A 22,637-nucleotide genomic window follows, 5' to 3' on the forward strand; every position below is an offset into this window, starting at 1 on the left:
GACGCGGGGCGCTCCATGATCGCCGGCCTTCGATCAGGCGGTGAGGCGGCCATGCGGCTGAAAGCCGGTCGGGGACAGGCCGCCTCCGCGCGGGGTCAGTCGGCCGCCTGATCCGAAGATGCGGTGCTGCCCGAACCAGAGGCCTGTCCGCTGCCGGAGAGTTGCCCGGCCGCATCCACCGAGGCGATGCCGCCCGCGCCGTTCGCCGCGCCGCCGGCTGCGCCGGCAGCGCTGCCGGCGGCATTGCCGGCTATCGAGCGGGTCCGGCCCACGGCATTTGCGGTGCGGTCCCGCGCCGCCCCTGCGGTGGCGCTGGCGCGGTCCTTGGCCTTGGCGGCGGTCCCGGCGGCGCGATCCCGCGCTGCGCCGACCGTGCTGCCGGCCTGGTCGCGCAGGCCGCCCACGGCGTTGCGCACATCGCCGGTCCCCAGCGTGTCGGCGGTCAGGCTGCCGCCCGCCGATCCGCTGGCCGAACCCGAAGCGCTGCCGCCGTGGCTCTTGCCATGGCGGCTGACCGAGCCGGATGCGGAACCGCTGCCGCTGCCATGGCCCGAGCCGCTGGCGCCGACGCGGCCATTTTCCAGGTCGATGCTGCGGTCCAGGCCGATGCCGCCCGATCCGCCCAGCGTGCCGCCCAGCGATCCGCCCGCGCCACCCAGCGCGCCGCCCAGGCCGCCGCCCAGCATGCCGCCGCCACCGCCGCCCAGCAATTGGGCAGAGGCGGGCGCGGCCGTCATGGCGGCAAGAGCGGCGGTTGCAATCAGGAACTTGACTTTCATCGATCGTCTCCTTGTTCGTTGTCGATCCGATGACAAGACAACGTGAGGGCGATGCGATTTAATCCCGCCGTGCCGAAAAAAATTTTCAAGCACTTGAAAATCAGTCGTTATTTCTGCAATTCCCGCAAACGACGCTAAGGCGGCCGCCCCGCTTCGCCTCCGCCCGCAGGGCCGCCAGGCTGCCGGTGGCGAACAGCCGCCCGGCGACCAGCGGCGCGGCGAAGGACGTGCCGCGAACCTTGCCCTTGCCGCCATCGGCGCGGGCCGCATTCATATCCGCCCCCGGCGCGGCGAAATCGACATGGCGCGCTCGCCCGGCCTCCGGCAGGACGCGGCCCCGCCCGTCTATCCCGGTGACGGCGATCACCCCGGCATAGGAGGCCGGATAGGCCGGCGGCGCGGCCGGCCCGTCATTGCCGACCGCCGCGACCACGGACACGCCGCGTTCCCGCGCCAGCCGGATCGCGCCCGCCAGCAGGGGATTGTCCGGTCCCACCAGGCTGACCGTCACCACATCGGCCCCGCGCGCCGCCATCCATCCCAGCGCCCGCGCCATCGCAAAGGCGCCGCCGCCCGCCGGATCCTCGCCATATATATCGGCCACCAGCAGGGGTGCGCCGGGCGCCGCGCCCCTTATGCCGGTCGTCCCGCTGATGAGGGAGGCGACCGCCGTCCCATGCGCGCTGGCGCGGGGAGCGCCTCGGGCAAAGCCGCGCTGCTCGATCGGGCCGCTCAGGGCCGGATGGCGCGCCACGCCGCCGTCGATCAGTCCCGCCGCCTTGCCCCGCACCGGCCCGGTTTCCGCAAGCGCGGCGGCGGCAAGGCCGATGGAGGCGCCGCTGGGGAAATAGAGATTGTCGGCGCTGGCCTGCGCCTCCGGAGCGAGGGATCGGACTTGCTTCAACGCCCGCGACAGGCTGCGGCCCTGCGGCACGGTCAGGCGGGTGACGCTGAGGTCCAGCCCCTCTATGGCGGCATTTTCCACGCCATAGCCGGCGGAACGCAAGGCTGCGACGCTTTCCGCCCGCGCCCCGGTCATCAATATGACACCGCGCCGCGCCGGTTCGCGCCGGTCGTCCAGTTCCACCGAATCGGCATGCCGCCGCAGCAGATCGTCGATCCGCGCCGCCCGCGCCGCAACCAGCCAGTCGGCCAGGCGCGCAGGCGACAGCCGGTCGATCCCCGCCTGGTCCAGCGTGCCTTCCACCCGGTCCAGCACATGCGGCGCAACGCCGCCCGCCTGGCCGCTCACCTGGCCCAGGGCGCCGCCCGGCGCGGGCAGCAACTGCGCCTGCGCGCCCGGTGCGGTCAGCAGCAGGCCGGCGACGATCCATGGACGCGTGAACTTCATTTCGACCTCCCAGCCGCCGGCCTTTTCATCATTGGACCGCATTACGGTCCTTTCGCTCTCAAAATGATTCATCGCGAAAAAATTTCCGATAAAAGATTCATGATTCAGGGATGAAACGCGCGGCGGCAGCCGTTTCATCCCTCAGGAAGCTGAATGGAGACCGGATGTCGTTCGAAAGCGATCTGTTGGCGATCCTGCCCCGGCTGCGGCGCTTTGCCGCCAGCCTGTCGCGGGACCGCGCCGATGCGGACGATCTCTGCCAGGCGGCGTTGGAAAAGGCGCTCCGGGCACGCGATCAATGGCAGCCGGGAACGAGACTGGATAGCTGGATGTATCGGATCATGCGCAATCTCTGGATCGACGAGGGCCGCTCCCGGCAGCGCGCCGCCCGCACCTTCGCGCCGGAGGAGGCGGGCGAGCATGTCGGCCATGCCGGCGACCGCGACGTGGAGGCGCATGTCATGCTGTCCGACGTCGACCGCGCCATGCACGGCCTGCCCGACGAGCAGCGGGAGGCGATCGCCCTCGTGCTGGTGGAGGGGCTGTCCTACAAAGAGGCGGCGGAGGTGCTGGACATTCCGATGGGCACGCTGACGTCGCGGCTGGTGCGCGGGCGCGGCGCGTTGATCGAACTGCTGGGGGAAGCGGCATGACGGACATGGACGAAGCCATGCTGATCGCCTTCGTCGATGGCGAACTGGACGAGGTGAACCGGCGGCGCGTGGAGCGGGCCGTGGCGGAAGACCCGGCCCTGGCCGCGAGGTTGGACATGCATCTTCGCCTGCGGGAGCGATTGGCGGGCCATTATGCGCCCATCGAAGCCGAGCCCGTGCCGGCGGCGATGCAGGCCCTGTTGCGGGAGGAGGCAAAGGTCGTCCCGTTCGCTCGTCCGGCGACGGAGCGGCGGCGCGTCTGGGTCACGGGCGGGGCGATCGCTGCGAGCCTGCTGCTGGGGCTTGGCATCGGGCATTTTTCAGGCGGGAGCGGCGGTCCGATTGCGGTGGAGCGCGGCGCGATGGTCGCGCAGGGCGAACTGGCGTCGGCGCTCGAAACCCAACTCGCCTCCGCCCAGCAAGACGCACCGATCCGCATCGGCCTCAGCTTCCGGCGCAAGGGCGGCGGCTGGTGCCGCAGCTTCGAAGGACAGGCCCTTTCGGGCGTCGCCTGTCGCGAGGAGCAGGGCTGGCAGGTGCAGCAGCTCTTGCCGGGCGCGGGGCAGGGGACGGCCTATCGGCAAGCGTCCTCCGGCGACATGCGCCTGATGGCGACCGTCGATGCATTGATGGACGGCCCCCCCCTCGACGCCGCGCAGGAGAAGGCGGCGAAGGACAGGCGGTGGCAATAGGATAGAGGCTGGAAGGGGTGGGGGCGGATGTTCCCCCATTCGTCACCCCGGGCTTGACCCGGGGTCCCGCTGCCTTGGACGAGGTGCACTCAGAAAGAAAGCGGGACCCCGGATCAAGTCCGGGGTGACGGAAAACTAACGTCCGCTACTGGCCAAACCCAGCCCCGATAGCATCGCAGAAAAAGGCTAACGCATCTGCATGGCCGTCCCGCTCAAAACTCGAAATTCAACCGGCCATAGTAAAAGCCGCCGCTCGCGCCATAGGGCGAATATTGATTGTAGAGGGAAAAGCCGTTGGCCTGCAACGAAACGGGCAATTTGTCGGGATAGATGTTGAACAGATTGTTCGCCCCCGCCGTCAGCTTGATGCCCTTGCGCAGTTCCATCCCCAGTTCCAGGTCGAAAATGACCTTGGGGTCGATCTCCGCATCCAGCGAGGGCGTGGTCGGATGGACCATCGTCACCTTGCCATATCGGGTGGCGCGCAGGTTCAGGCTGGCCGGCCCCCTGGTCCAGAACATGTTGGCGATGAACTTGTCGCGCGGCGTGCCCTTGGTGAAATCCCCCCGTTTGGTCCGGCCGATCAGCATCAGCCGGGAATCGGCCAGCACCGGCGGCACGGCGTCGACATGGGTGAAGACGGTCTTGTTGAAATTGGCGGACAGGCTGAACAGCGCATGGCCCAGATCGCCCAGGCCCGCCCGCCAGGTGCTGACCACGTCCAGCCCCCGCGTCCGGGTGTCGGCGGCGTTGGAGAAGTAGAATCCGCCCGCCGAGGAGGTGATGCCCGCCGCCGCCAGAACCCCGCGCACCAGCGGCCCCTGCAGGGTTTCGGACAGCAGGATGCGGTCCTTGATCCTGATTTGATAGGCGTCGACCGTGATGTTGAGGCGCGGCGTGGGCGTCAGGACGATCCCGGCGGACAGGTTCCGCGATTTTTCCGGTTTCAGCGGCGTCGCGCCCAGCGCCACGGCGGCGGCGGAATCCACCGGCAAGGCCGACACGGGCAGCAGCACGCCGCCGACATTGATCGTGCTGGCGGAGGAATAATGCTGCTGTTGCAGGGTCGGGGCGCGGAAGCCCGTGCTGGCGGTGCCGCGCAGCGCCAGGCCGCGCAGCGGCTCTATGCGCACTGACGCCTTGCCGGTGTCGGTCGTGCCGAAGTCGGAATAATCCTCATGCCGTCCGGCCAGCGCGACCTCGAACCCCTCGACGACCTGCTGTTCCAGGTTCAGATAGGCGCTCCAATTGTCGCGGCTCCATGTTCCGGCGGAGGAAAGGGGGAAACCCGTCACCCCCTGCGACCCGGATGTCCGCAGCACGCCGGCATTGGGGCCGGTGGTCGATCGGTATCCGCCGTCGATATAGGAAACCGGGTCGCCCGCGCCGATGGCGTAGCTGTTCCAGCGATATTCCGCGCCCAGCGCCACCAGCAACGGTTCGGCCAAGCCCAGATCGACCGTCTTCTGAAGGTCGAGATTGGTCGTCCATTCCTTCGACGTGACGGCGCCGATATGCATGTCGGTGGGGCTTGCGGGGCCGAGCGAGGCGTTGAGGAGCGAACTTTCCCGATATTTCGCCCAATCGCGGGAAAAGCTGCTGGACAGGTCGTAATGAAATGTGTCCGACAGGTCGCCGCGCAGCCCCGCCGTGGTCTGGAAATCCTCGTCATAGATGTGGAGATGCGGGCTGTAGCCGTTGGGGAACAGTTCGGGAATATTATTCGGCGCGTCGGGGAAGCGATAGGTCAGCCAGGCGTCGCTATGCCGTCGCGACGCCGTGCCGAACAGGTAGAGTTCGACCTGATCGCTCACCGGCAGCGACAGGTCATAGGCGAAGTTGATGCCCGACACCTGCGGCTGGCCGCCGCGGTTCACGTTGCGGTCGACGGTCGCCTCCCGCGGGTCGAGCGCGCCCGTGGTCGAGGAATAGAGCTGGCCCACCCGCGCATAGAATTGTCCCGGATTGGGCGCGCTGCGATAGGTGCGGCCCTGAAGGAAGGCGTCCAGCGTGAAGTGGACATGGCCGCCGTCGCCGATGCCGAAGCCCTTGCTGATCTGGAACCGGCCCTGTTCGCCGCCGCCGTCCGCCGTGGCGCCGCCCAGGAAGGAGGCGCTGCCGCTGGCGTCGTTCTTCAGCAGGATGTTGACGACGCCCGCGATCGCGTCCGACCCATATTGCGCCGACGCGCCGTCGCGCAGCACCTCTATCCGTTCGATGGCGGAGGAGGGGATAAGGTCCAGGTCGGGCGGCGACTGGCCGTTCTGGGTCGTGCCGTTGATGAACAGGGTCGCGGTGTTGTGGCGCCGCTTGCCGTTCACCAGCACCAGCAGATGGTCGCCGGCAAGGCCGCGCAGCGACAGCGTCTTGACGGCGAAGCTGGCGCCTGCGCCGCTGTTCGACACGTTGATCGACGGCACCAGCGTGCCCAGCAGGTCGCGCACGGACTGCTTGCCGCTCGCCTCCAGATCCTTGGCGCTCAGCACGTCGATGGGGGCCAGGCTTTCCGCGACGGTGCGGGTGGTCTGGCGGGTGCCGGTCACGATGATCGGGGCCGAGGCCTCCTCCGCATCGGCGGGAGCCATGGCGACCGGAGCCCCCGACCCGCCCGCCATGGCGACCTGCGCCAACTGGACCGACAGCGGGCTGCGATGGGCGACGGTGCGGCTGGCCGGCACGGCAAGGGCGATGACTCCCGCCCCTGCCTCGCTATGCCTGAGCGCGGTCCCGGCCAGCAGTCGCTTCAGCGCGTCTTCGGTCGACAGCCAGCCCTGCACGCGTCGGCTGCGGATCGACGCGACCTCGTCATAGGGGAACAGGATGCGCACGCCAGACTGGGTCGAAAGCTGGCGCAGGGCGCTGCTCAGCGGCTGAGGGGCGATGTCGAACTTGTGCCGCTGCGACAGGGTGGCGTCCATTTTCGGCGACGCCACGAGCTTCGTGGGCGAAACAAGGCATGCGGCAAAAGCGAAGCCCGCCAATGTATGGCGAATGCGCATCGAATATTCCCCTGTTGCGGACGGCTTTTGCCGTTCCGACGTCATCCAACGAAGAAAAAGTCCCGATCCGCCATCCATTCCGGTGAAGCGGGCGGGAAGGATCGGATGCGACGGATAAGGGATCGGGAAATCAGCGGGAAATGAGATTTCCTCATCCCGATATTGCAAGTTGCGCCGGGCGCCTTCATCAGTCCCCGGTTTGCAGGAACCAGCGCCGGTCCCCCTCCAGCCCGATCGCCGTCAGCCGGCCGCTGCGGAAGGCGCCGGTGTCGATGCCGATCCGGTTGGGCCGGACGTCCACATCCGCGCTGATGTTGTGGCCGTGCACGATCATCTTGTCCAGGCGCCCTCCATGGTTCAGGAAATCGCCCCTGATCCAGCGCAGGTCGGCCGGAATCTGGGCATGGAGCGCGACGCGCGGCCGCACCCCCGCATGGACGAAGAGGTAATCGCCCAGCGGCAGCATATCGGGAAAGTCGTCCAGGAAATCGACATGGTCGCGCGGGACGTGAGCCAGCATCCATCGCGCCATCGCCTCGTCGCTCATCCGGGCGCTGTCCTCCGGCCCCAGTCCGTAGCTGGCCAGCGTCTCCACCCCGCCATGGCGGCGGAACAGGCGGGCGGCCTGCGCCCTGCCGCGCGCGGCGGCGACGAACATCTCCTCATGATTGCCCTTGAGGAAGCGGACCTCATCGCCGGAGCGCGCCAGGCCCATCGCCCGTTCGACCACCTGCCGCGACTGCGGCCCCCGGTCGACCAGGTCGCCCAGCAGGATCAGCAGCCGGGGCAGGGGATGGCGCCCCGCCTCGTCCAGCGCGATCCGGTCCAGCAACTGGGCGAGCAGGTCGTCGCGGCCGTGAACGTCGCCTATGGCATAGACGCGCCGGTCCCCGCCCACGCTGGGGGGCGGCGCATGCTCCCGCGCCTTCCGCGTTCGGAACGGCATCAGCATGGCGGGCCTGCCTCACACATCATGCCGCCAATGTCGCACAGCGTTACAGGCGCGGCAATGTGACGCCCTGCTGCCCCATATATTTGCCCGCGCGGTCGGCATAGCTGGTCTCGCACGGCTCATTGCCCTGGAGGAAGAGGAACTGGCACGCCCCCTCATTGGCGTAGATCTTGGCCGGCAGCGGCGTGGTGTTGGAAAATTCCAGCGTCACATGCCCTTCCCAGCCCGGTTCCAGCGGCGTCACGTTCACGATGATGCCGCACCGCGCATAGGTGGACTTGCCCAGGCAGATCACCAGCACGTCGCGGGGCACGCGGAAATATTCGACCGTCCGGGCCAGCGCGAAGCTGTTGGGCGGGATGATGCAGACATCGGTCTTGCGGTCGACGAAGCTGTTGGCCGCGAAATCCTTGGGGTCGACCACGGCGCTGTCGACATTGGTGAAGATCTTGAACTCGTCCGCCACCCGCGCGTCATAGCCGTAGGAGGAAAGGCCATAGCTGATGCAGCCGTCCCGCCGCTGGCTCTCCACGAACGGCTCTATCATGTTGTTGCTCCGCGCCTGTTCGCGAATCCACTTATCCGACAATATCGACATGGCTGTTCAGCTCTTTCCAGGGGTGATGCCCAAATCGGCGGGACCGAAGGCATGGGGCAGGAGTTCGGCGACGCGATGTTCGACCAGCGCGTCTCCTTCCGGCGCCGCGCAGTAAATGGCGAGCGTCCGCCCGGCCATCTGCTCGGCTTCGTTCATGATCTGGCGGCACCGGCCGCAGGGGGTGACGATGGCCTGCCCCGATATGGCGCCGTCCGCACCCATGGCGCCGCCCACGACCGCAACCGCCTCCACATCGGCAAGGCGGCCCTGCGCATTCGCCGCGGCCAGCGCCACCGTTTCGGCGCAGAGCGACAGGCCATAGCTCGCATTCTCGAAATTGCAGCCGGTCACGATCCGCCCGTCGGTCAGCCGCACCGCCGCGCCGACGGCGAAGCGGCTGTAGGGCGCGTGCGCATGGCGCATCGCTTCCCGCGCCGCCTCGACCAGCTTTTCCGTCGCATTCATCGCGCCATCACATCCCATCGCACCGGACCGTCGATGCCGTCGATATGCCGCATATCATTGGCTGTCCACATCACCCATTTGCGCTGCCCGCCATCGGGCGCGAAGAAATTGCGGTCCAGCCACAAGGTGCGGTTGATCCCCGACGCGATGGCGTATTGGGCGTCGAAATCGTCGCTGACGTTGAGCAGCACCGGCGTGCCCGCATGACTTTCGATCAGGTTGATCAGCGTGTTCAGTTCCGACAGCACCGCATCCTGCCCCGGCCGCGCGCGGCAGCCCGGATCGAACGCCAGCCTGATCACCGGGGGCAGCGCGGCATTGTCGCGCGGCACCATGGTCATGAAGCCCGTCGCCTGTTCCGAAGCCCTGGCGCACAGGCTGAAATCGAGCGCGGCGCCATAGCGCATCCCCGCCGCCCTCGCGCCCGCCCAGTTCGCCTCGAACGCCGGATCGCGGAAGCGTCCGCCGCTCGATGCGCGGATATAGGCGAAATCGGCCCCCTGCGCCGCCAGCGTGCCCCAGTCGATCGGGCCGTTGTCCGACGACACCGACACGCCCTGGGTTGGGAACGCCTCCCGGCCGGGCGCCCATTCCCGCGCATAGAGCCACCCGCCCAGGGCCAGCAGGCCCGGAACGGCAAGAAACAGGCAAAGACGGGCCATGAAATGGCCGGCGCTGACGATATGGATGCCCCTTACCCCTTGATGTGCAGGACGCAGATCAGCGTGAACAGGCGACGGGCCGTATCGAAATCGACCTTGACCTTGCCGTCCAGCCGCTCGATCAGCGTCTCGGCGGCGGCATTGTGGATGCCCCGGCGCGCCATGTCCACCGTTTCGATCTGCTGCGGCGAAGCGTTGCTGATCGCCTGGTAATAGCTGTCGCAGATCGCGAAATAATCCCGGATCGGGCGGCGGAACCGACCCAGGCCGAGGACGATCGCCTCCAGCGGATCGCCGTTTTCCCGGCGTATCTCCATGACCAGCCGGCCTTCCTCGACGCGCAGGTGCACCTTGTAGGGGCCGGCATAGCCGTCCTCATGGCTGCGCTGCGGCTCGAAATAATTATCCTCCAGCAGGTCGAATATGGCGATCCGCCGTTCCTGCTCCACATCGGCGTTGCGCCAGAGGATCGTCCGCTCGTCGAGCGTGATATCGATGATGCGCGGATCGGCCATGAACGCTATGGTCAGTGCGGCGGCGCAAGGGGAAATGCAACCGGGAAAAGCAGGGGCGCGGTTGTCCACAGCTTTTCCCAATCGTTTCAATGTCGGACCTTGCGCCCCGCCGCCAGCGAAGCGATGAGGGAGGCATGGTCGAACTCGTGCAAATCAACGCCGCCGCGGAAGCCGGCATCACCGAACTCCCGCGCAATGTGGAGGCGGAGGCCGCGCTGCTGGGCGCGCTGATGATCGACAACCGCATTGCCGAGGATGTGCAGCTCAAGCTGAAGCCGGAGCATTTCTTCGAACCCCTGCACGGCCGCATCTACGAAGCCGTGATGAAGCTGGTCGAGCGGGACATGGTCGCCAACCCGGTGACGCTGAAGCCGCTGTTGGAGCAGGATCCGGCGCTCAAGGAACTGGGCGGCGTCGGCTATCTGGCGCAATTGACCGGCAATGGCGCGGCGCTGCTGGGCGCGAGGGACTTCGCGACGCAGATATACGACCTCGCCTTGCTGCGACAGCTTGTTCATGTCGGCCGGGAACTGGTTGAAAACGCGCTGGATACCAGCGAGGATGTCAACCCCCGCGAGCAGATCGAGCAGGCCGAGGTCGCGCTCTACAAGGTGTCGGAGGGCGAGGGGGAGACCGGATCGGTCAAGAGCTTCGCCACGGCCACCACCATGGCGGTCCAGATCGCGGAGCGCGCGCTCAACAGCGGCGGGCATGTGTCGGGCATCACCACCGGCATCAACAGCCTGAACGAGAAGATCGGCGGCATGCACAATTCGGACCTGATGATCCTTGCGGGTCGTCCGGGCATGGGCAAGACGTCGCTGGCGACCAATATCGCCTATAATGCCGCCTCGCGCTGGCTGCGCGACAATGCCGACGGCATTCCGCCGGAAAAGAATATGGGCGCGAAGACCGCCTTTTTCAGCCTGGAAATGTCCGCCGACCAGCTTGCCACCCGCGTGCTGGCCGAACAGTCGGGCATCAGCGGCGAAGCGCTGCGCATGGGCAAGATCAGCCGCGCCGATTTCCAGAACCTCTCCCGCGCTGCGCGGGAGTTGCAGGAATTGCCGCTGTTCATCGACGATACGCCCGGCCTGACCATCGCCGCGCTGCGCACCCGCGCCCGCCGGTTGAAGCGGCGGCATGACATCGGCTTCGTCGTGGTCGACTATCTCCAACTGCTCCAGGGCACGGGAAAGGGCGACAATCGCGTCAACGAGATTTCGGAGATTTCCCGGGGCCTGAAGACGCTGGCGAAGGAATTGAATTGCCCGGTTCTGGCGCTGTCCCAGCTCAGCCGCGCCGTCGAACAGCGCGAGGACAAGCGGCCCCAGCTATCGGACCTTCGCGAGTCCGGTTCCATCGAGCAGGACGCGGACATGGTCTGGTTCGTCTTCCGCGAGGATTATTATGTCGCCGCGAAGGAGCCGGGGAACAAGGAAAGCCCCGAACATCTGGAATGGGCGCAGGAGATGGAGCGCATCTACGGCCTCGCCGAGATCATCGTCGCCAAGCAGCGCCATGGTTCGACCGGGCGCATCCGCATGAAGTTCGACGCGAAGATCACCCGCTTCTCCGACCTGGCGGAAGGCAGCTATATGGAGGATTACGAGTAGAAGCATGCGTGCTCCTGCGCAGGCAGGAGCCCAGTCCGGACGTTCCACCTGGGTTCCTGCCTGCGCAGGGGCATGGTTCAGCCAGAAACAAACGCCTGGAACAGCAGCGCCAGCCCCACCATGCTGACGAGATAGGCGATGGTCCGCACCATGGGCACGCCCATGCCGTAAAGCGGCAGGTAAACCGCCCGCGCCCCCAGCCAGAGCCACCCGCCAAGCGCCGTCGTCCCGCTGGTCTTCCCGGCGATCACCACGCCCAGGAGCACGATGATCGCGATCGGATAGGTTTCCAGGAAATTCGCCTGCGCCCGGACCAGCCGCCCGCCGACGGGATCGAGCGGCGGCAATTCCTCGTCCCGCGCGCCCATGTTCCATTTGGCGCCATATTGGCGCGTCTTGATGTGCGCCGCCGCGAAGATGTGGACCAGCAGCAGCACGCAACTCCACGCCAATATCTTCAGTTCGACGGCCATGTCTCGTCCCTCCGCTCCGTGCGTGACGACCGGCACCATATAGCGCGCCCGCGGGCTGCGCCATATTTCCCGACATCTTCGTTTTCTTACGAAGATTGCGCCGGCCGGGCCGCCCTTTCGGTCAGAACACCGGCTGGTTGGCCGGATCGTCCGGATCGGCGGCGGGGGAGGGGATCGGCGTCACCGGCGAGTGGATGCCGCATTCCACCTTGTCCCACCCGCGCCAGCGCCCGGCGCGGGGGTCTTCGCCCGGCAGCACCTTGGACGTGCAGGGTTCGCAGCCGATGGAGAGATAGCCCTGCGCCTCCAGCGGGTGGCGCGGCAGCTTCTCCGCCTCGAACCAGGCCTCCAGGTCGTCCTTCGTCCAATCGCCCAGCGGGTTGATCTTCAACCGGCCGTCCTCGACCTCGAAACGGGGCAGGTTCTGGCGCGTCACCGACTGGAACGCCTTGCGCCCGGAAATCCAGGCGTCCAGCCCTTCCTTGGCGCGGTTCATCGGCTCGACCTTGCGGATTTCGCAGCAGCCGTCGGGATCGTAGGACCAGCGCAGGCCGGTCTCGTCCTTCGCCGCCAGCACTTCGGCATGGGGCGCGACGGCGCGGCTGTCGGTAAAGCCCAGCGTCCGGATCAGCGTTTCGCGATAATCCAGCGTTTCGCGAAACATCTTGAGCGTGTCGACGAAGATCACCGGCACGTTCTTGTCGGCCTTCGCCACCAGATCGAGCAGCACCGCGCTTTCCGTGCCGAAGGAGGAGACGACGGCGACATTGCCCGCCAGCCCCTCGGCAAAGACGGTCTTGAGCATGGAGAGCGTGTCGACGCCCTCGAAGCGGGCGTTGAGCGCATCCGCATCCGCCTGGGTGAAGGCGGGGCGGGCGTCGATCACGTCAAGCTGGCGGGCAGGTTCAGCCATTTGCATTCTCCGGGTGCCGTTTCGCCCAGACCGGGCGGCGGCCGTCGATCGTCTTCTGATAGACGTCCTCATAACGATGGAGCGCGCGCTCCACGGCGGCATCGTCCAGCGCCTTGTCGGGCCGGAAGCTGTCGAAGCCGCAGCGGCGCATCGCGACGATCTGGTCCACCAGCACATCGCCCACCGCGCGCAGTTCGCCCCGATAGCCGGCCTCGCGCAATATCCGCGCCGCCGAATAGCCGCGCCCGTCGCCGAAGGCGGGGAAGTTCACCTCCACCAGCGACAGCCTGTCCAGATAGGGCAGCAATTCGCGGGCATCCTCGCCCGCTTCGATCCGGACGGCGGTCGAATTGGACTGGCCGGTGAAGGATTCGACCGTGACGGCCGGTTCCTGGCCGCCATCGCCTTCGCGGAAGGACAGGAACTCAACCATAGATCGCCTCCTTGAAGGGCCTCATGCCAAGACGGCGATAGGTGTCGAGGAAGCGTTCGCCCTCCTCCCGCTGTTCGAGATAGAGGTTGGTGACCTTCTCGATCGCGTCGACCACGCCGTCCTCCGAAAAGCCGGGGCCGGTGATCTGGCCGACGCTGGCGTCCTCCGCGCCTGACCCGCCGAGCGAAAGCTGGAAATTCTCCACGCCCTTCCGGTCCACGCCCAGCACGCCGATATGGCCGGCATGATGATGGCCGCAGGCATTGATGCAGCCGGAAATCTTGACCTTCAGCTCGCCCAGTTCCTTCTGCCGGTCCGCCGCGGCGAACCGTTCCGACAGCTTCTGCGCCAGCGGGATGGAGCGGGCATTGGCGAGGCTGCAATAATCCAGGCCAGGACAGGCGATGATGTCGGTGATCAGGTCCAGATTGGCCTCGGCAAGGCCGGCCTCGTCCAGCTTCTGCCAGATGGCGTGGAGGTCCGCCTTCTTCACATGCGGCAGGACCAGGTTCTGCGCATGGGTGACGCGCAGCTCGTCGAGCGAATAGCGCTCCGCCAGGTCCGCCACCAGCGCGATCTGCTCCGCGGAGGCGTCGCCCGGAATGCCGCCGCGCGGCTTCAGGCTGATGTTGACGATGGCATAGCCCGGCTGCTTGTGCGCCGCGACCTGACGGTCCACCCACAGGGCGAAGGCCGGATCGCTGCGGTCGATGCTGTCGCCCAGGCCCGTTTCATAGGCGGGGCCGGCGAAATAGGCGCGGATGCGGTCCAGTTCCTCGGTCGGCGGGTTGAGGCCCAGCGTCCGCATATGGGCGAACTCCTCCTCGACCTGCCGCCTATATTCCTCGACGCCCAGTTCATGGACCAGGATCTTGATCCGCGCCTTGTACTTGTTGTCGCGCCGGCCATAGCGGTTGTAGACGCGCAGGCACGCCTCCAGATAAGAGACGATCTCATCTTCGGGCACGAAGTCCCTGATAAGCGGCGCAACCATGGGCGTGCGCCCCATGCCGCCGCCGGCATAGACCTCCGCGCCTATCCGGCCGTCGCGCGACACCAGCTTGAGGCCGATGTCGTGCAGGCGCATGGCGGAGCGGTCCTCCTCGCTCGCGATCACGGCGATCTTGAACTTGCGCGGCAGATAGGTGAATTCGGGATGGAAGGTCGACCATTGGCGCAGCAGTTCCGCCCAGGGACGCGGGTCGGCCACTTCGTCCGCCGAAACCCCGGCATATTGGTCGGAAGAGATGTTGCGGATGCAATTGCCGCTGGTCTGGATGGCATGCATCTCGACCGTCGCAAGCTCGGCCAGTATGTCGGGCGCGTCGGCCAGCTTGATCCAGTTATATTGCAGGTTCTGCCGCGTGGTGAAGTGGCCGTAGCCCCGGTCATATTTCGCCGCGATCTCGCCCAGCTTGCGCATCTGCCGGGCGCTCAGCGTGCCATAGGGAATGGCGACGCGCAGCATATAGGCGTGCAGCTGAAGATAGAGGCCGTTCATCAGCCGCAGCGGCTTGAACTGGTCCTCCGTCAACTGCCCGGCCAGACGGCGCTGGGTCTGGTCGCGAAATTCCTCGACGCGGGCGTCGACGATGGACTGGTCGTAGCTGTCGTAACGATACATGGTTCAGATCACCCAGTTGCCGGCATCGGCGTCATTCGGTTTCAGCGTCAGGTCGGGGCGCACCGTCGGTCCCAGGGCGCGGATGCGGTCCTTGATATGCGCGGGGCGCACGCCGTCTTCGGTTACGGTCGCATCGATCACATAGGCGCCCACGACCCGCAGCGCGGCTTCCTCCGCCCGCGCCAGATCATCGCCCCTGTCGCCCACGTCGACGGAATCGCCGACCTGCCGCGACCAGCCGTCGCCCGCCCACCAGATCACGTCCCCGGTGCCGAGGTCATTGCCGGTCAAAATCTTCACTTGTCAGTCTCCGCCCCAAATGTCTCCCGCGCGGCCCAGCCGGCCAGCACATCCTGCGCCAGCGCATAGGCCGCCACCTCCCCAACCACAATCAGGGCGGGGCTTTTCACTTTTTCCCGCGCCACCATCTCGCCCAGATCGGCAAGCAAGGTGCGCAGCGTCCGCATGTCGGCGCGCGTGCCGTTTTCCAGAACGGCGACGGGAATGGCCGGGGACACGCCGTCCGCGATCAGCTTGTCGGCGATGTCCGCCGCCGTCGCCACGCCCATGTAGATGACCAGCGTGCGCCCCGCGCCAGCCAGCCCGGACCAGTCCTGATCGGTCAGCCCCTTGCATTGCCCGGCGACGAAGCTGACCGCGCTTGCCGCGTCGCGATGGGTGAGGGGCAGTTGCGCCTGCGCCGCGCAGCCGATGGCGGCGCTGATGCCCGGCACGATTTCCACCGGCACTCCGGCGGCGCGGCACGCCTCCATCTCCTCGCCGCCGCGGCCGAAGATGAAGGGATCGCCGCCCTTCAGCCGCACGACCCTGCGCCCGGCGAGCGCCAGTTCGACCAGCAGGGCATTGATCCCATGCTGCGGCACCGAATGGCGGCTGCGCCGCTTGGCGACGGAAATCAGTTCGGCACGGGGGGAGGCGAGCGCCAATATGTCCGCCGAAACCAGCCCGTCATGCACGATCACCTCCGCCTCGCCGATCAGTCGCGCGGCGCGCAGCGTCAGCAGGTCCGGATCGCCCGGACCCGCGCCGACAAGGGTGACAGTGGCAGGTGGAATTTCAGCCATGCTGGGCAGATGGCGAAAACCGACCCCGGTTTCAATTCAGAATGCGTTGGCCGGGACGAAGGAAAATTTGGGGAGGATCGATTTGATCCGTCGCGCTGCCGCCCGGTGGCTCAATCCCCCCGGTGGCTCAATCCCCCATCGCGCTCGTGTCGATGTCCTTAAGGCCGATGCCGATGGACGCGCGCGGCTGCTCGATCTCCACCGACGCGACCGGATAGGCGCAATAGTCCGCCGCATAATAGGCGCTGGGCCGATGATTGCCGGAAATGCCCACTCCGCCGAAGGGCGCGGAGGAGGAGGCTCCGTTGGTCGGCCGGTTCCAGTTGACGATGCCCGCCCGGATATTGGCCCAGAACTGGTTATATTGCTCCGGCGATCCGCCTATCAGAGCGGCGGACAGGCCGTAGCGCGTATTGTTCGCCTCCCGGATCGCGGATTCGAAATCCGGCACCCGGACGACCTGCAACAGGGGGCCGAACAGTTCGACGTCCGGCCGCTCCGCCATGGCGGTCACGTCGATGATCGCCGGCGTCACGAAGGGCAGCCCCTTGGTCGTGCGGACCATATGCTTGATCGGCTTGCCGCCGTTGCTCATCAGATAAAGGAAACTCTCGGTCAGGTGATCCGCCGCCTGGTTGTCGATCACCGGACCCATATAGGGCGCGGGGTCGGCATGGGGATGATCGACGATCAGCCGGTCGGCCAGCCTCTTGACCTCCCCGACCAGCGTGTCGGCCAGTTCCTCCTTGACGATCAGCCGGCTCGCCGCGGTGCAGCGCTGCCCGCTCGACAGGAAGGCCGACTGCACGATCAGCGTCGCCGCGCTGGCGATGTCCGCCGTGTCCCAGGCGACGATCGGGTTGTTCCCGCCCATTTCCAGCGCCAATATCTTGCCGGGATTGGCCGCGAATTGCCGGTTGATCGCGATGCCGGTCTGCGCCGACCCGGTGAAGAGGACGCCCCCCACATCGGGATGGGCGGCCAGCGCCTTGCCCTCGTCGGGTCCGCCCAGCACCAGCCGCACGGCATCCTCCGGCACGCCCGCCTCATGGTAGCAGCGCACCAGCATCTCGCCCACGGCGGGCGTCTTTTCCGACGGCTTGAAGAGGACGGCGTTGCCGGCCAGCAGGGCAGGGACGATATGCCCGTTGGGCAGGTGCGCCGGGAAATTATACGGCCCCAGCACCGCCATGACGCCATGCGGCTTGTGCCGCACGGACTGGCGCGCGCCCATCGCGGCCTCCAGCCGCCTCTGTCCGGTGCGTTCGGAAAAGGCGGCGACGGAAATGTCGACCTTGTTCATCACCGCGGTCACTTCGGTCCGCGCATCCCACAGCGGCTTGCCGGTTTCGCGGGCGATCAGGTCGACCAGCGCCTCCTCATTGGCGCGCACCACATTGACGAAGCGGCGCAGCGTTTCGATGCGATAGGCGATGGGCTGGGCGGCCCATTTCGGCCAGGCGGCACGGGCCAGGGCGACCTCCGCCTCCACATCGCTGGCGGTCCCCTGCCACAAAAGCGCGCCAGTGGCGGGTTCGAACGAAGTCAGCGCGGCGGACATGGTGCCGATATGGCAATTAATTCCGCTTTAGGGAAGGGCCTGGCTCCCGGCGAGGCATCGGCTCAGGGCAGGTCCGGGGCGTCGCCCATCGCTTCGCCCATGCGCCGGACCGCCGCCACCTTCGCATGCAGCGGCGTCCAGTCGTCATCCCGGTCGATGGCGCTCCAGATCGCCTCCACCTCATCGATATGCATGGAGCAGGGCAGCGGATCGGCCCAATAGCCATGATCCATCGGCCCGCTCGCCTCGAACCCGGCGATCGCCTCGCGGAAACCGGCCCATTCCTCCCCGGCATAGGGCGCGCCGTCGCGGGGGTCGCCGCCCCGCCAGTCCTGGAAGAAGCGATCGATCGGCCGCTGGGTGGCGACCATGCCCCGAACCGCCGCCTCGACCATGGCGGCGGCATCGTGCGTATGCACCACGCCCAGGCGCCAGCAGAAGCGGCGCGCCATCGCTTCGCCATAAAGCGCTGGAAAACGCTCCAACTGCGCGATCAGCGGTTCCGCCTCCGTCAAGGGACGCAACGACACGGCAAGCTGCGCCACGTCCCAATGGATCGCCTCCGCCTGCCGTCCGAAGGCGTAGAGTCCGGCATGGTCGAAATAGGCGGCGGTGAACCCCGGTTCCCAAAGCGGCGCGAACCGCCACGGCCCATAGTCGAAGCTCTCGCCCGTCACATTGATGTTGTCGCTGTTGAGCACGCCATGGACGAAGCCCGCCACCATATAGCTCGCCGCCAGATCGGCCGTGCGTTCAACCACCCGGCCCAGCAGTTGCGCGGGAGGATTGTCGCCCGGCTCCTCGCCGTAGAGCTTCGTCAGCGCATAGTCGACCAGCCGCTCCAGCAGCGCCTTGTCGTCGAAATAGGCGGCGCGCTGGAAGGAGCCGATGCGGATATGCGAGTGGCTGAGCCGCACCATCACCGCCGCGCGGGTGGGGGAGGGTTCGTCATTGCGCTCCAGCGCCTCGCCCGTCTCGACAATGGAAAAGGTCTTTGAACTGTTGACGCCCAGCGCCTCGAGCATCTCCGTCGCCAAAATTTCCCGCACGCCGCCCTTCAGCGTCAGCCTGCCGTCGCCGAAGCGGCTATAGGGCGTCCGGCCCGAACCCTTGGTGCCCAGGTCCAGCAACCGGCCGGCGCCGTCCCGCAACTGCGCGAACAGGAAGCCGCGGCCGTCCCCGATGTCGGGATTGTAGACCCGGAACTGATGCCCATGATAGCGCAGCGCCAGCGGCTGGGGCAGCGATCCCTCCAGCGGCCGGAACCGGCCGAAATGCGCCAGCCATTGCTCATCGCCCAGGTCGCTGAGGCCCACCGCTTTCGCCCATCGGTCATTGCGGAAACGCAGGATGGTCCGGGGAAAGTCCGCCGCCGCGATGGGATCGGCAAAATCGGGCTGCAGCGCGGCGATTTCATTCGCGGGGCTGAATTTGGCGGGTTGCAGGGCAGGACGCATGCGGCGATATGGGGGATGCAGGGTGGAAGGATCAAGCAGCTTGAGCAGCCATAGCGACGGATACTGGTGGTCCCCCGACGGGCTGAGGCTCCATTATCGCGATTATGCCGGGGGGGAGGATGGCCGTCCGCCCCTGCTCTGCCTGCCGGGCCTCACTCGCAACGCCCGCGATTTCGAACCGCTGGCGGCGCGCCTCGCCGGGCCATGGCGCCTCATCTGTCCCGACATGCGCGGCCGCGCCGAAAGCGCGCAAGCGAAGGACCCGATGACCTATGTCCCGCTCACCTATCTGCAGGACATCGGCCGCCTGCTGGCGGACCTGGCCATCCCCCGCTTCGTCGCCATCGGCACGTCGCTGGGCGGCATCATCACCATGCTGATCGCGGCGACCCATCGCGAATGGCTGGCGGGCGCGCTGCTCAACGATGTCGGGCCGACGCTGGAGGAGGCCGGCCTTGCACGCATCCGCACCTATGTCGGCATCGGCCAGTCGCATCCAAGCTGGGTCCATGCCGCCCGCGCTCTGGAGGAATCGAACCGGGACATCTATCCCGGCTATGGCCTCGACCAATGGTTGGCCATGGCCAAGCGCCTCTACCGCCTCAACAGCGCGGGCCGGATCGTGCTGGACTATGACATGCGCATAGCCGAACCCTTGCGGGTCGCGGGCAGCGAGGCGAGCGTCGACATGTGGCCGGTCATGCAGACCTTTCGCGGCATTCCGACGCTGGTGCTGCGGGGCGAGCGTTCCGACCTGCTCTCTGCCGCCACCGCCGCCCGCATGGTGGCGGAAATCGGCCCCGGCGCGGAATGCGCGACCATTTCCAATGTCGGTCACGCCCCCGTCCTGGACGAACCGGAATCCGTCGTCGCCATCGACCGGCTGCTGGCGCGGGTGATGAATGGCTGAAGCGGCTTGAGCGGCATGGACCGTTTCGCCGCGCGCCGGCCTCGGCAGATCGATGGCCCGCCCCGGCTGCTGCATGTCCACGGCAGCTTTTCCCTGGGCGGCAAGGAGGCGCGGGCCGTGCGCCTGATGAACCTCTGGGGCGACCGCGCCCGTCACAGCATCGTCAGCGCCGCGCCCCAACTGATGAGCGCGCGCGACGCCATCGACCCCGCCACGCCGGTCGACTTTCCCGAATCCCCTCCGCTCGCCGGCAGGCCGGGCCTTGGGCGCTTCAGGGCGATCGCGGCCTTCCTGGCGGATTACGACCTTGTCCTCAGCTATAATTGGGGCGCGATGGACGCGGTGATGGCGCGGCGCATCCATGGCGGGCCGCCGCTGATCCATCATGAGGACGGCTTCAACGCGGATGAGGCGGGCGGCCTCAAGCCGCAGCGCAACCTCTATCGCCGCCTGGCGCTCCAGTGCGCGCATGCGCTGGTCGTCCCGTCCGTCCGGCTTGAAGGCATCGCCCGCGACATGTGGCGTCAGCCGCCGCGGAAGGTCCATCTGATCCGCAACGGCATCGACACGGCGCGCTATGGGCAGCCGCCCTTGCCTGACGCCATTCCCGCCCTCGACCGCGCGGCCGGCAAGCTGCTGGTCGGCACCGTGGCGGGCCTGCGTCCGGTCAAGAATATCCGCCGCCTCGTCCGCGCTGTCGCGCCGCATCGCGACCGGCTGCAACTGGTGGTGGTGGGGGAGGGGCCGGAGCGCGACGCCATAGCGGCGGAAGCCAGGGATCACGGACTGGCCGACATCTGCATGGCCGGATTCCTGCCGGAACCCTGGCGCTTCATGGGCCTGTTCGACATCTTCGCCCTGTCTTCCGACAGCGAGCAGTTCCCGATCTCGCTGGTGGAGGCGATGGCGGCGGGCCTGCCCGTCGCATCGACCGATGTGGGCGACGTCGCCGTCATGGTCGCGCCCGAAAACCGGCCGTTCATCGTCCCGGACGAAGCGGCCCTGTCGGCCGCGCTCGGCACGCTGGCCGGCGACCCGGACCTGCGGCAACGGCTTGGCGAGGCGAATCGTCACCGCGCCGGGCGCGATTTCACCGAAGCCGCGATGGTGGACGCCTATGCCGCGCTTTACGGGCAGGCACTATCCAGCCCCCATATTTTGCGGTAGGGCGCGCCCAAATATTCGTCATCCAACCGCAAAGCTGCTATAGGGCGGCCTTCATGTGGTTGGGGGCCACGGAATTTTTGCGTGGGAGATTGCGTTGTTCAAGGGGTTGAAGCCCATCGTTTACGGCGGCCGGGAAGTCTGGCCATTGGTCGAAGGCGGCAAGGGGGTGGCCGTTTCCAACCATGCCAGTTCCGGCGCCTGGGCGGCGGCCGGCGGCATCGGCACGGTGTCGGCGGTCAATGCGGACAGCTATGACAGCTTCGGCAACGTCATTCCCCAGATCTATCATGGCCGCACCCGTCGCGACCGGCATGAGGAACTGATCGCCTATGCCATAGACGGCGCGGTCGAGCAGGTGAAGCGCGCCTTCGAAATCGCGGGCGGCAAGGGCGCGATCAACATCAACGTGCTCTGGGAAATGGGCGGCGCGCAGCGCGTCCTGCACGGCGTCCTGGAAAAGACGAAGGGAATGGTCGCGGGCGTCACCTGCGGCGCGGGCATGCCCTACAAGCTGTCGGAGATCGCCGCCTCCTACGGCGTCAGCTATCTGCCCATCGTCAGTTCCGGCCGCGCCTTCCGCGCCTTGTGGAAGCGCGCCTATTCCAAGGCGTCGGAATGGCTCGCCGCCGTGGTCTATGAGGACCCGTGGCTGGCGGGCGGGCATAACGGCCTGTCCAACGCCGAAGACCCGAAGGCGCCGCAGGATCCCTATCCCCGCGTCCGCGACCTGCGCGCCACCATGCGGGAAGGCGGCATTTCCGACGATGTGCCCATCGTCATGGCGGGCGGCGTCTGGGCGCTCAAGGACTGGAACGACTGGATCGACAATCCCGAACTGGGCGCGATCATGTTCCAGTTCGGCACCCGTCCGCTGCTGACGCAGGAAAGCCCGATCCCGCAGCTCTGGAAAGAGCGGCTGATGCAGTTGGAGCCGGGTGACGTGCTGCTGCACCGCTTCTCGCCGACCGGTTTCTACAGTTCGGCGGTCCGCAATCCCTTCCTGCGCCAGCTTGAGGCGCGGTCAGAACGGCAGATTCCCTTCAGCACCGAACAGGCGGGCGACCATACGCACCAGCTGGACGCGGGCGTGAAGGGCAAGAATTTCTGGGTGACGCGGGGCGACCTGCTGCGCGCCCGCGAATGGGTGGGGCAGGGCTTCACCTCCGCGCTCAAGACGCCCGACAATACGCTGGTGTTCGTGACCGAGGAGGAAAAGGCCGAAATCCGCAAGGATCAGACCGACTGCATGGGCTGCCTCAGCCAATGCGCCTTCTCAAGCTGGATGGACAGCGAGACCAATTCGACCGGGCGCCTGGCCGACCCGCGCAGCTTCTGCATCCAGAAGTCCCTGCAGGAGGCGGTGCATGGCGGCGACCTCGACAAGAATCTGCTGTTCGCGGGCCATGGCGCCTATAAGTTCAAGCAGGATCCCTTCTACTCCAACGGGTTCGTGCCGACCGTGAAGCAGCTCGTCGATCGCATCCTGACCGGCGACTGATGGCGGATATCCAGGGACTGGCGGTGCTGCATTACGACACGCCGCATTTCGATGTCGTGCGACCGGGGCAGTTCGTGCTCTGCGCGGTTTCGGGCGCGCGTATCGATCTGGAAGACCTCAAATATTGGAGCGCGGAGTTTCAGGAGGCCTATCGCGGGCCGGAGGAGGCGACCCGGTCCTTCCTGGAGCATCGCGGCGCCGGCTTTCGCTAACAGCTTGAATATAGATTGATTT

Annotated in this window: 23 protein-coding genes; 7 read left to right on the top strand and 16 right to left on the bottom strand. The window is 67.0% G+C overall.

Features of this window, described 5'->3' with window-relative positions; translation table 11 throughout:
- Nucleotides 1–95: 95 nt before the first annotated feature.
- Both Sj15T_RS03640 and Sj15T_RS03645 read right to left on the bottom strand, forming a co-directional pair.
- Nucleotides 96–779, bottom strand: coding sequence for a hypothetical protein (locus Sj15T_RS03640; protein WP_013039924.1), 684 nt, complete (start codon nucleotides 777–779; stop codon nucleotides 96–98).
- Between the two features lie 100 nt (nucleotides 780–879).
- Nucleotides 880–2,172: a S8 family serine peptidase gene (locus Sj15T_RS03645; RefSeq protein WP_013039925.1), complete on the bottom strand. Its 1,293-nt coding sequence runs from the start codon at nucleotides 2,170–2,172 to the stop codon at nucleotides 880–882.
- Nucleotides 2,173–2,294: 122 nt separating this feature from the next.
- On the opposite strand from Sj15T_RS03645, the gene Sj15T_RS03650 reads away from it, so the two are divergent.
- Entirely contained in the window at nucleotides 2,295–2,783 is a 489-nt protein-coding gene (locus Sj15T_RS03650; RefSeq protein WP_007682404.1) for a sigma-70 family RNA polymerase sigma factor, read from the top strand.
- Nucleotides 2,780–3,475, top strand: coding sequence for a hypothetical protein (locus Sj15T_RS03655; RefSeq protein WP_013039926.1), 696 nt, complete (start codon nucleotides 2,780–2,782; stop codon nucleotides 3,473–3,475). Before Sj15T_RS03650 ends, Sj15T_RS03655 begins: the two co-directional genes overlap by 4 nt.
- 212 nt (nucleotides 3,476–3,687) lie before the next feature.
- Here Sj15T_RS03655 and Sj15T_RS03660 read toward each other — a convergent pair whose 3' ends face one another.
- From Sj15T_RS03660 to Sj15T_RS03685, 6 genes are read right to left on the bottom strand one after another with little or no spacing between them, the layout of a single operon-like run.
- Nucleotides 3,688–6,642 carry a TonB-dependent receptor gene (locus Sj15T_RS03660; RefSeq protein WP_013039927.1) on the bottom strand — a complete coding sequence of 985 codons (2,955 nt, stop codon included), beginning with the start codon at nucleotides 6,640–6,642 and terminating at the stop codon, nucleotides 3,688–3,690.
- 19 nt (nucleotides 6,643–6,661) lie between these two features.
- Nucleotides 6,662–7,426, bottom strand: a complete 765-nt coding sequence (locus tag Sj15T_RS03665) for a metallophosphoesterase family protein (RefSeq protein ID WP_013039928.1) — start codon at nucleotides 7,424–7,426, stop codon at nucleotides 6,662–6,664.
- Nucleotides 7,427–7,469: 43 nt separating this feature from the next.
- Nucleotides 7,470–8,024, bottom strand: coding sequence for a dCTP deaminase (dcd, locus tag Sj15T_RS03670; RefSeq protein WP_007688937.1), 555 nt, complete (start codon nucleotides 8,022–8,024; stop codon nucleotides 7,470–7,472).
- A 6-nt stretch (nucleotides 8,025–8,030) separates the two neighbouring features.
- Nucleotides 8,031–8,489, bottom strand: a complete 459-nt coding sequence (locus Sj15T_RS03675; RefSeq protein WP_013039929.1) for a cytidine deaminase — start codon at nucleotides 8,487–8,489, stop codon at nucleotides 8,031–8,033.
- Nucleotides 8,486–9,151 (bottom strand): GH25 family lysozyme, encoded by a 666-nt coding sequence (locus Sj15T_RS03680; RefSeq protein WP_007688951.1) that lies wholly within the window; start codon nucleotides 9,149–9,151, stop codon nucleotides 8,486–8,488. The genes Sj15T_RS03675 and Sj15T_RS03680 overlap by 4 nt, the downstream gene beginning before the upstream one ends.
- A gap of 32 nt (nucleotides 9,152–9,183) precedes the next feature.
- Nucleotides 9,184–9,666, bottom strand: coding sequence for a UPF0262 family protein (locus Sj15T_RS03685; protein WP_007688952.1), 483 nt, complete (start codon nucleotides 9,664–9,666; stop codon nucleotides 9,184–9,186).
- 134 nt (nucleotides 9,667–9,800) lie between these two features.
- On the opposite strand from Sj15T_RS03685, the gene Sj15T_RS03690 reads away from it, so the two are divergent.
- Nucleotides 9,801–11,282, top strand: a complete 1,482-nt coding sequence (locus Sj15T_RS03690) for a replicative DNA helicase (protein ID WP_007688953.1) — start codon at nucleotides 9,801–9,803, stop codon at nucleotides 11,280–11,282.
- Between the two features lie 77 nt (nucleotides 11,283–11,359).
- Here Sj15T_RS03690 and Sj15T_RS03695 read toward each other — a convergent pair whose 3' ends face one another.
- The 8 genes from Sj15T_RS03695 to Sj15T_RS03730 all read right to left on the bottom strand — a co-directional run bounded on the left by Sj15T_RS03695 (nucleotide 11,360) and on the right by Sj15T_RS03730 (nucleotide 18,828).
- Nucleotides 11,360–11,755: an MAPEG family protein gene (locus tag Sj15T_RS03695; RefSeq protein ID WP_013039930.1), complete on the bottom strand. Its 396-nt coding sequence runs from the start codon at nucleotides 11,753–11,755 to the stop codon at nucleotides 11,360–11,362.
- A 121-nt stretch (nucleotides 11,756–11,876) separates the two neighbouring features.
- Nucleotides 11,877–12,668, bottom strand: a complete 792-nt coding sequence (locus Sj15T_RS03700; protein ID WP_041385849.1) for a phosphoadenylyl-sulfate reductase — start codon at nucleotides 12,666–12,668, stop codon at nucleotides 11,877–11,879.
- On the bottom strand, nucleotides 12,661–13,101 hold the full coding sequence (locus Sj15T_RS03705; RefSeq protein WP_007688963.1) for a DUF934 domain-containing protein: 441 nt from the start codon (nucleotides 13,099–13,101) through the stop codon (nucleotides 12,661–12,663). Before Sj15T_RS03705 ends, Sj15T_RS03700 begins: the two co-directional genes overlap by 8 nt.
- Nucleotides 13,094–14,725, bottom strand: a complete 1,632-nt coding sequence (locus Sj15T_RS03710; RefSeq protein WP_013039932.1) for a nitrite/sulfite reductase — start codon at nucleotides 14,723–14,725, stop codon at nucleotides 13,094–13,096. Before Sj15T_RS03710 ends, Sj15T_RS03705 begins: the two co-directional genes overlap by 8 nt.
- 3 nt (nucleotides 14,726–14,728) lie before the next feature.
- The gene (locus Sj15T_RS03715) at nucleotides 14,729–15,025 is read right to left on the bottom strand and encodes a DUF2849 domain-containing protein (RefSeq protein ID WP_013039933.1); all 297 of its coding nucleotides are present in this window, start codon (nucleotides 15,023–15,025) and stop codon (nucleotides 14,729–14,731) included.
- Nucleotides 15,022–15,810 (bottom strand): uroporphyrinogen-III C-methyltransferase, encoded by a 789-nt coding sequence (cobA, locus tag Sj15T_RS03720; protein ID WP_013039934.1) that lies wholly within the window; start codon nucleotides 15,808–15,810, stop codon nucleotides 15,022–15,024. The genes Sj15T_RS03715 and cobA overlap by 4 nt, the downstream gene beginning before the upstream one ends.
- 127 nt (nucleotides 15,811–15,937) lie before the next feature.
- Nucleotides 15,938–17,371, bottom strand: coding sequence for a succinylglutamate-semialdehyde dehydrogenase (astD, locus tag Sj15T_RS03725; RefSeq protein ID WP_013039935.1), 1,434 nt, complete (start codon nucleotides 17,369–17,371; stop codon nucleotides 15,938–15,940).
- A gap of 62 nt (nucleotides 17,372–17,433) precedes the next feature.
- Nucleotides 17,434–18,828: a YdiU family protein gene (locus Sj15T_RS03730; protein ID WP_013039936.1), complete on the bottom strand. Its 1,395-nt coding sequence runs from the start codon at nucleotides 18,826–18,828 to the stop codon at nucleotides 17,434–17,436.
- Between the two features lie 40 nt (nucleotides 18,829–18,868).
- Between Sj15T_RS03730 and Sj15T_RS03735 the strand changes: the two genes are divergently transcribed.
- The 4 genes from Sj15T_RS03735 (at nucleotide 18,869) to Sj15T_RS03750 (ending at nucleotide 22,615) form a co-directional block, all read left to right on the top strand.
- Nucleotides 18,869–19,738, top strand: a complete 870-nt coding sequence (locus tag Sj15T_RS03735) for an alpha/beta hydrolase (RefSeq protein WP_013039937.1) — start codon at nucleotides 18,869–18,871, stop codon at nucleotides 19,736–19,738.
- Nucleotides 19,739–19,753: 15 nt separating this feature from the next.
- Nucleotides 19,754–20,905 (top strand): glycosyltransferase family 4 protein, encoded by a 1,152-nt coding sequence (locus Sj15T_RS03740; protein WP_013039938.1) that lies wholly within the window; start codon nucleotides 19,754–19,756, stop codon nucleotides 20,903–20,905.
- A 94-nt stretch (nucleotides 20,906–20,999) separates the two neighbouring features.
- Nucleotides 21,000–22,403 (top strand): nitronate monooxygenase, encoded by a 1,404-nt coding sequence (locus Sj15T_RS03745; RefSeq protein WP_013039939.1) that lies wholly within the window; start codon nucleotides 21,000–21,002, stop codon nucleotides 22,401–22,403.
- The gene (locus tag Sj15T_RS03750) at nucleotides 22,403–22,615 is read left to right on the top strand and encodes a DUF2093 domain-containing protein (protein WP_007688981.1); all 213 of its coding nucleotides are present in this window, start codon (nucleotides 22,403–22,405) and stop codon (nucleotides 22,613–22,615) included. The genes Sj15T_RS03745 and Sj15T_RS03750 overlap by 1 nt, the downstream gene beginning before the upstream one ends.
- Nucleotides 22,616–22,637 lie beyond the last annotated feature (22 nt).

It is taken from the genome of Sphingobium sp. TA15 (genome assembly GCF_037101235.1).
Classification (GTDB): domain Bacteria; phylum Pseudomonadota; class Alphaproteobacteria; order Sphingomonadales; family Sphingomonadaceae; genus Sphingobium; species Sphingobium indicum.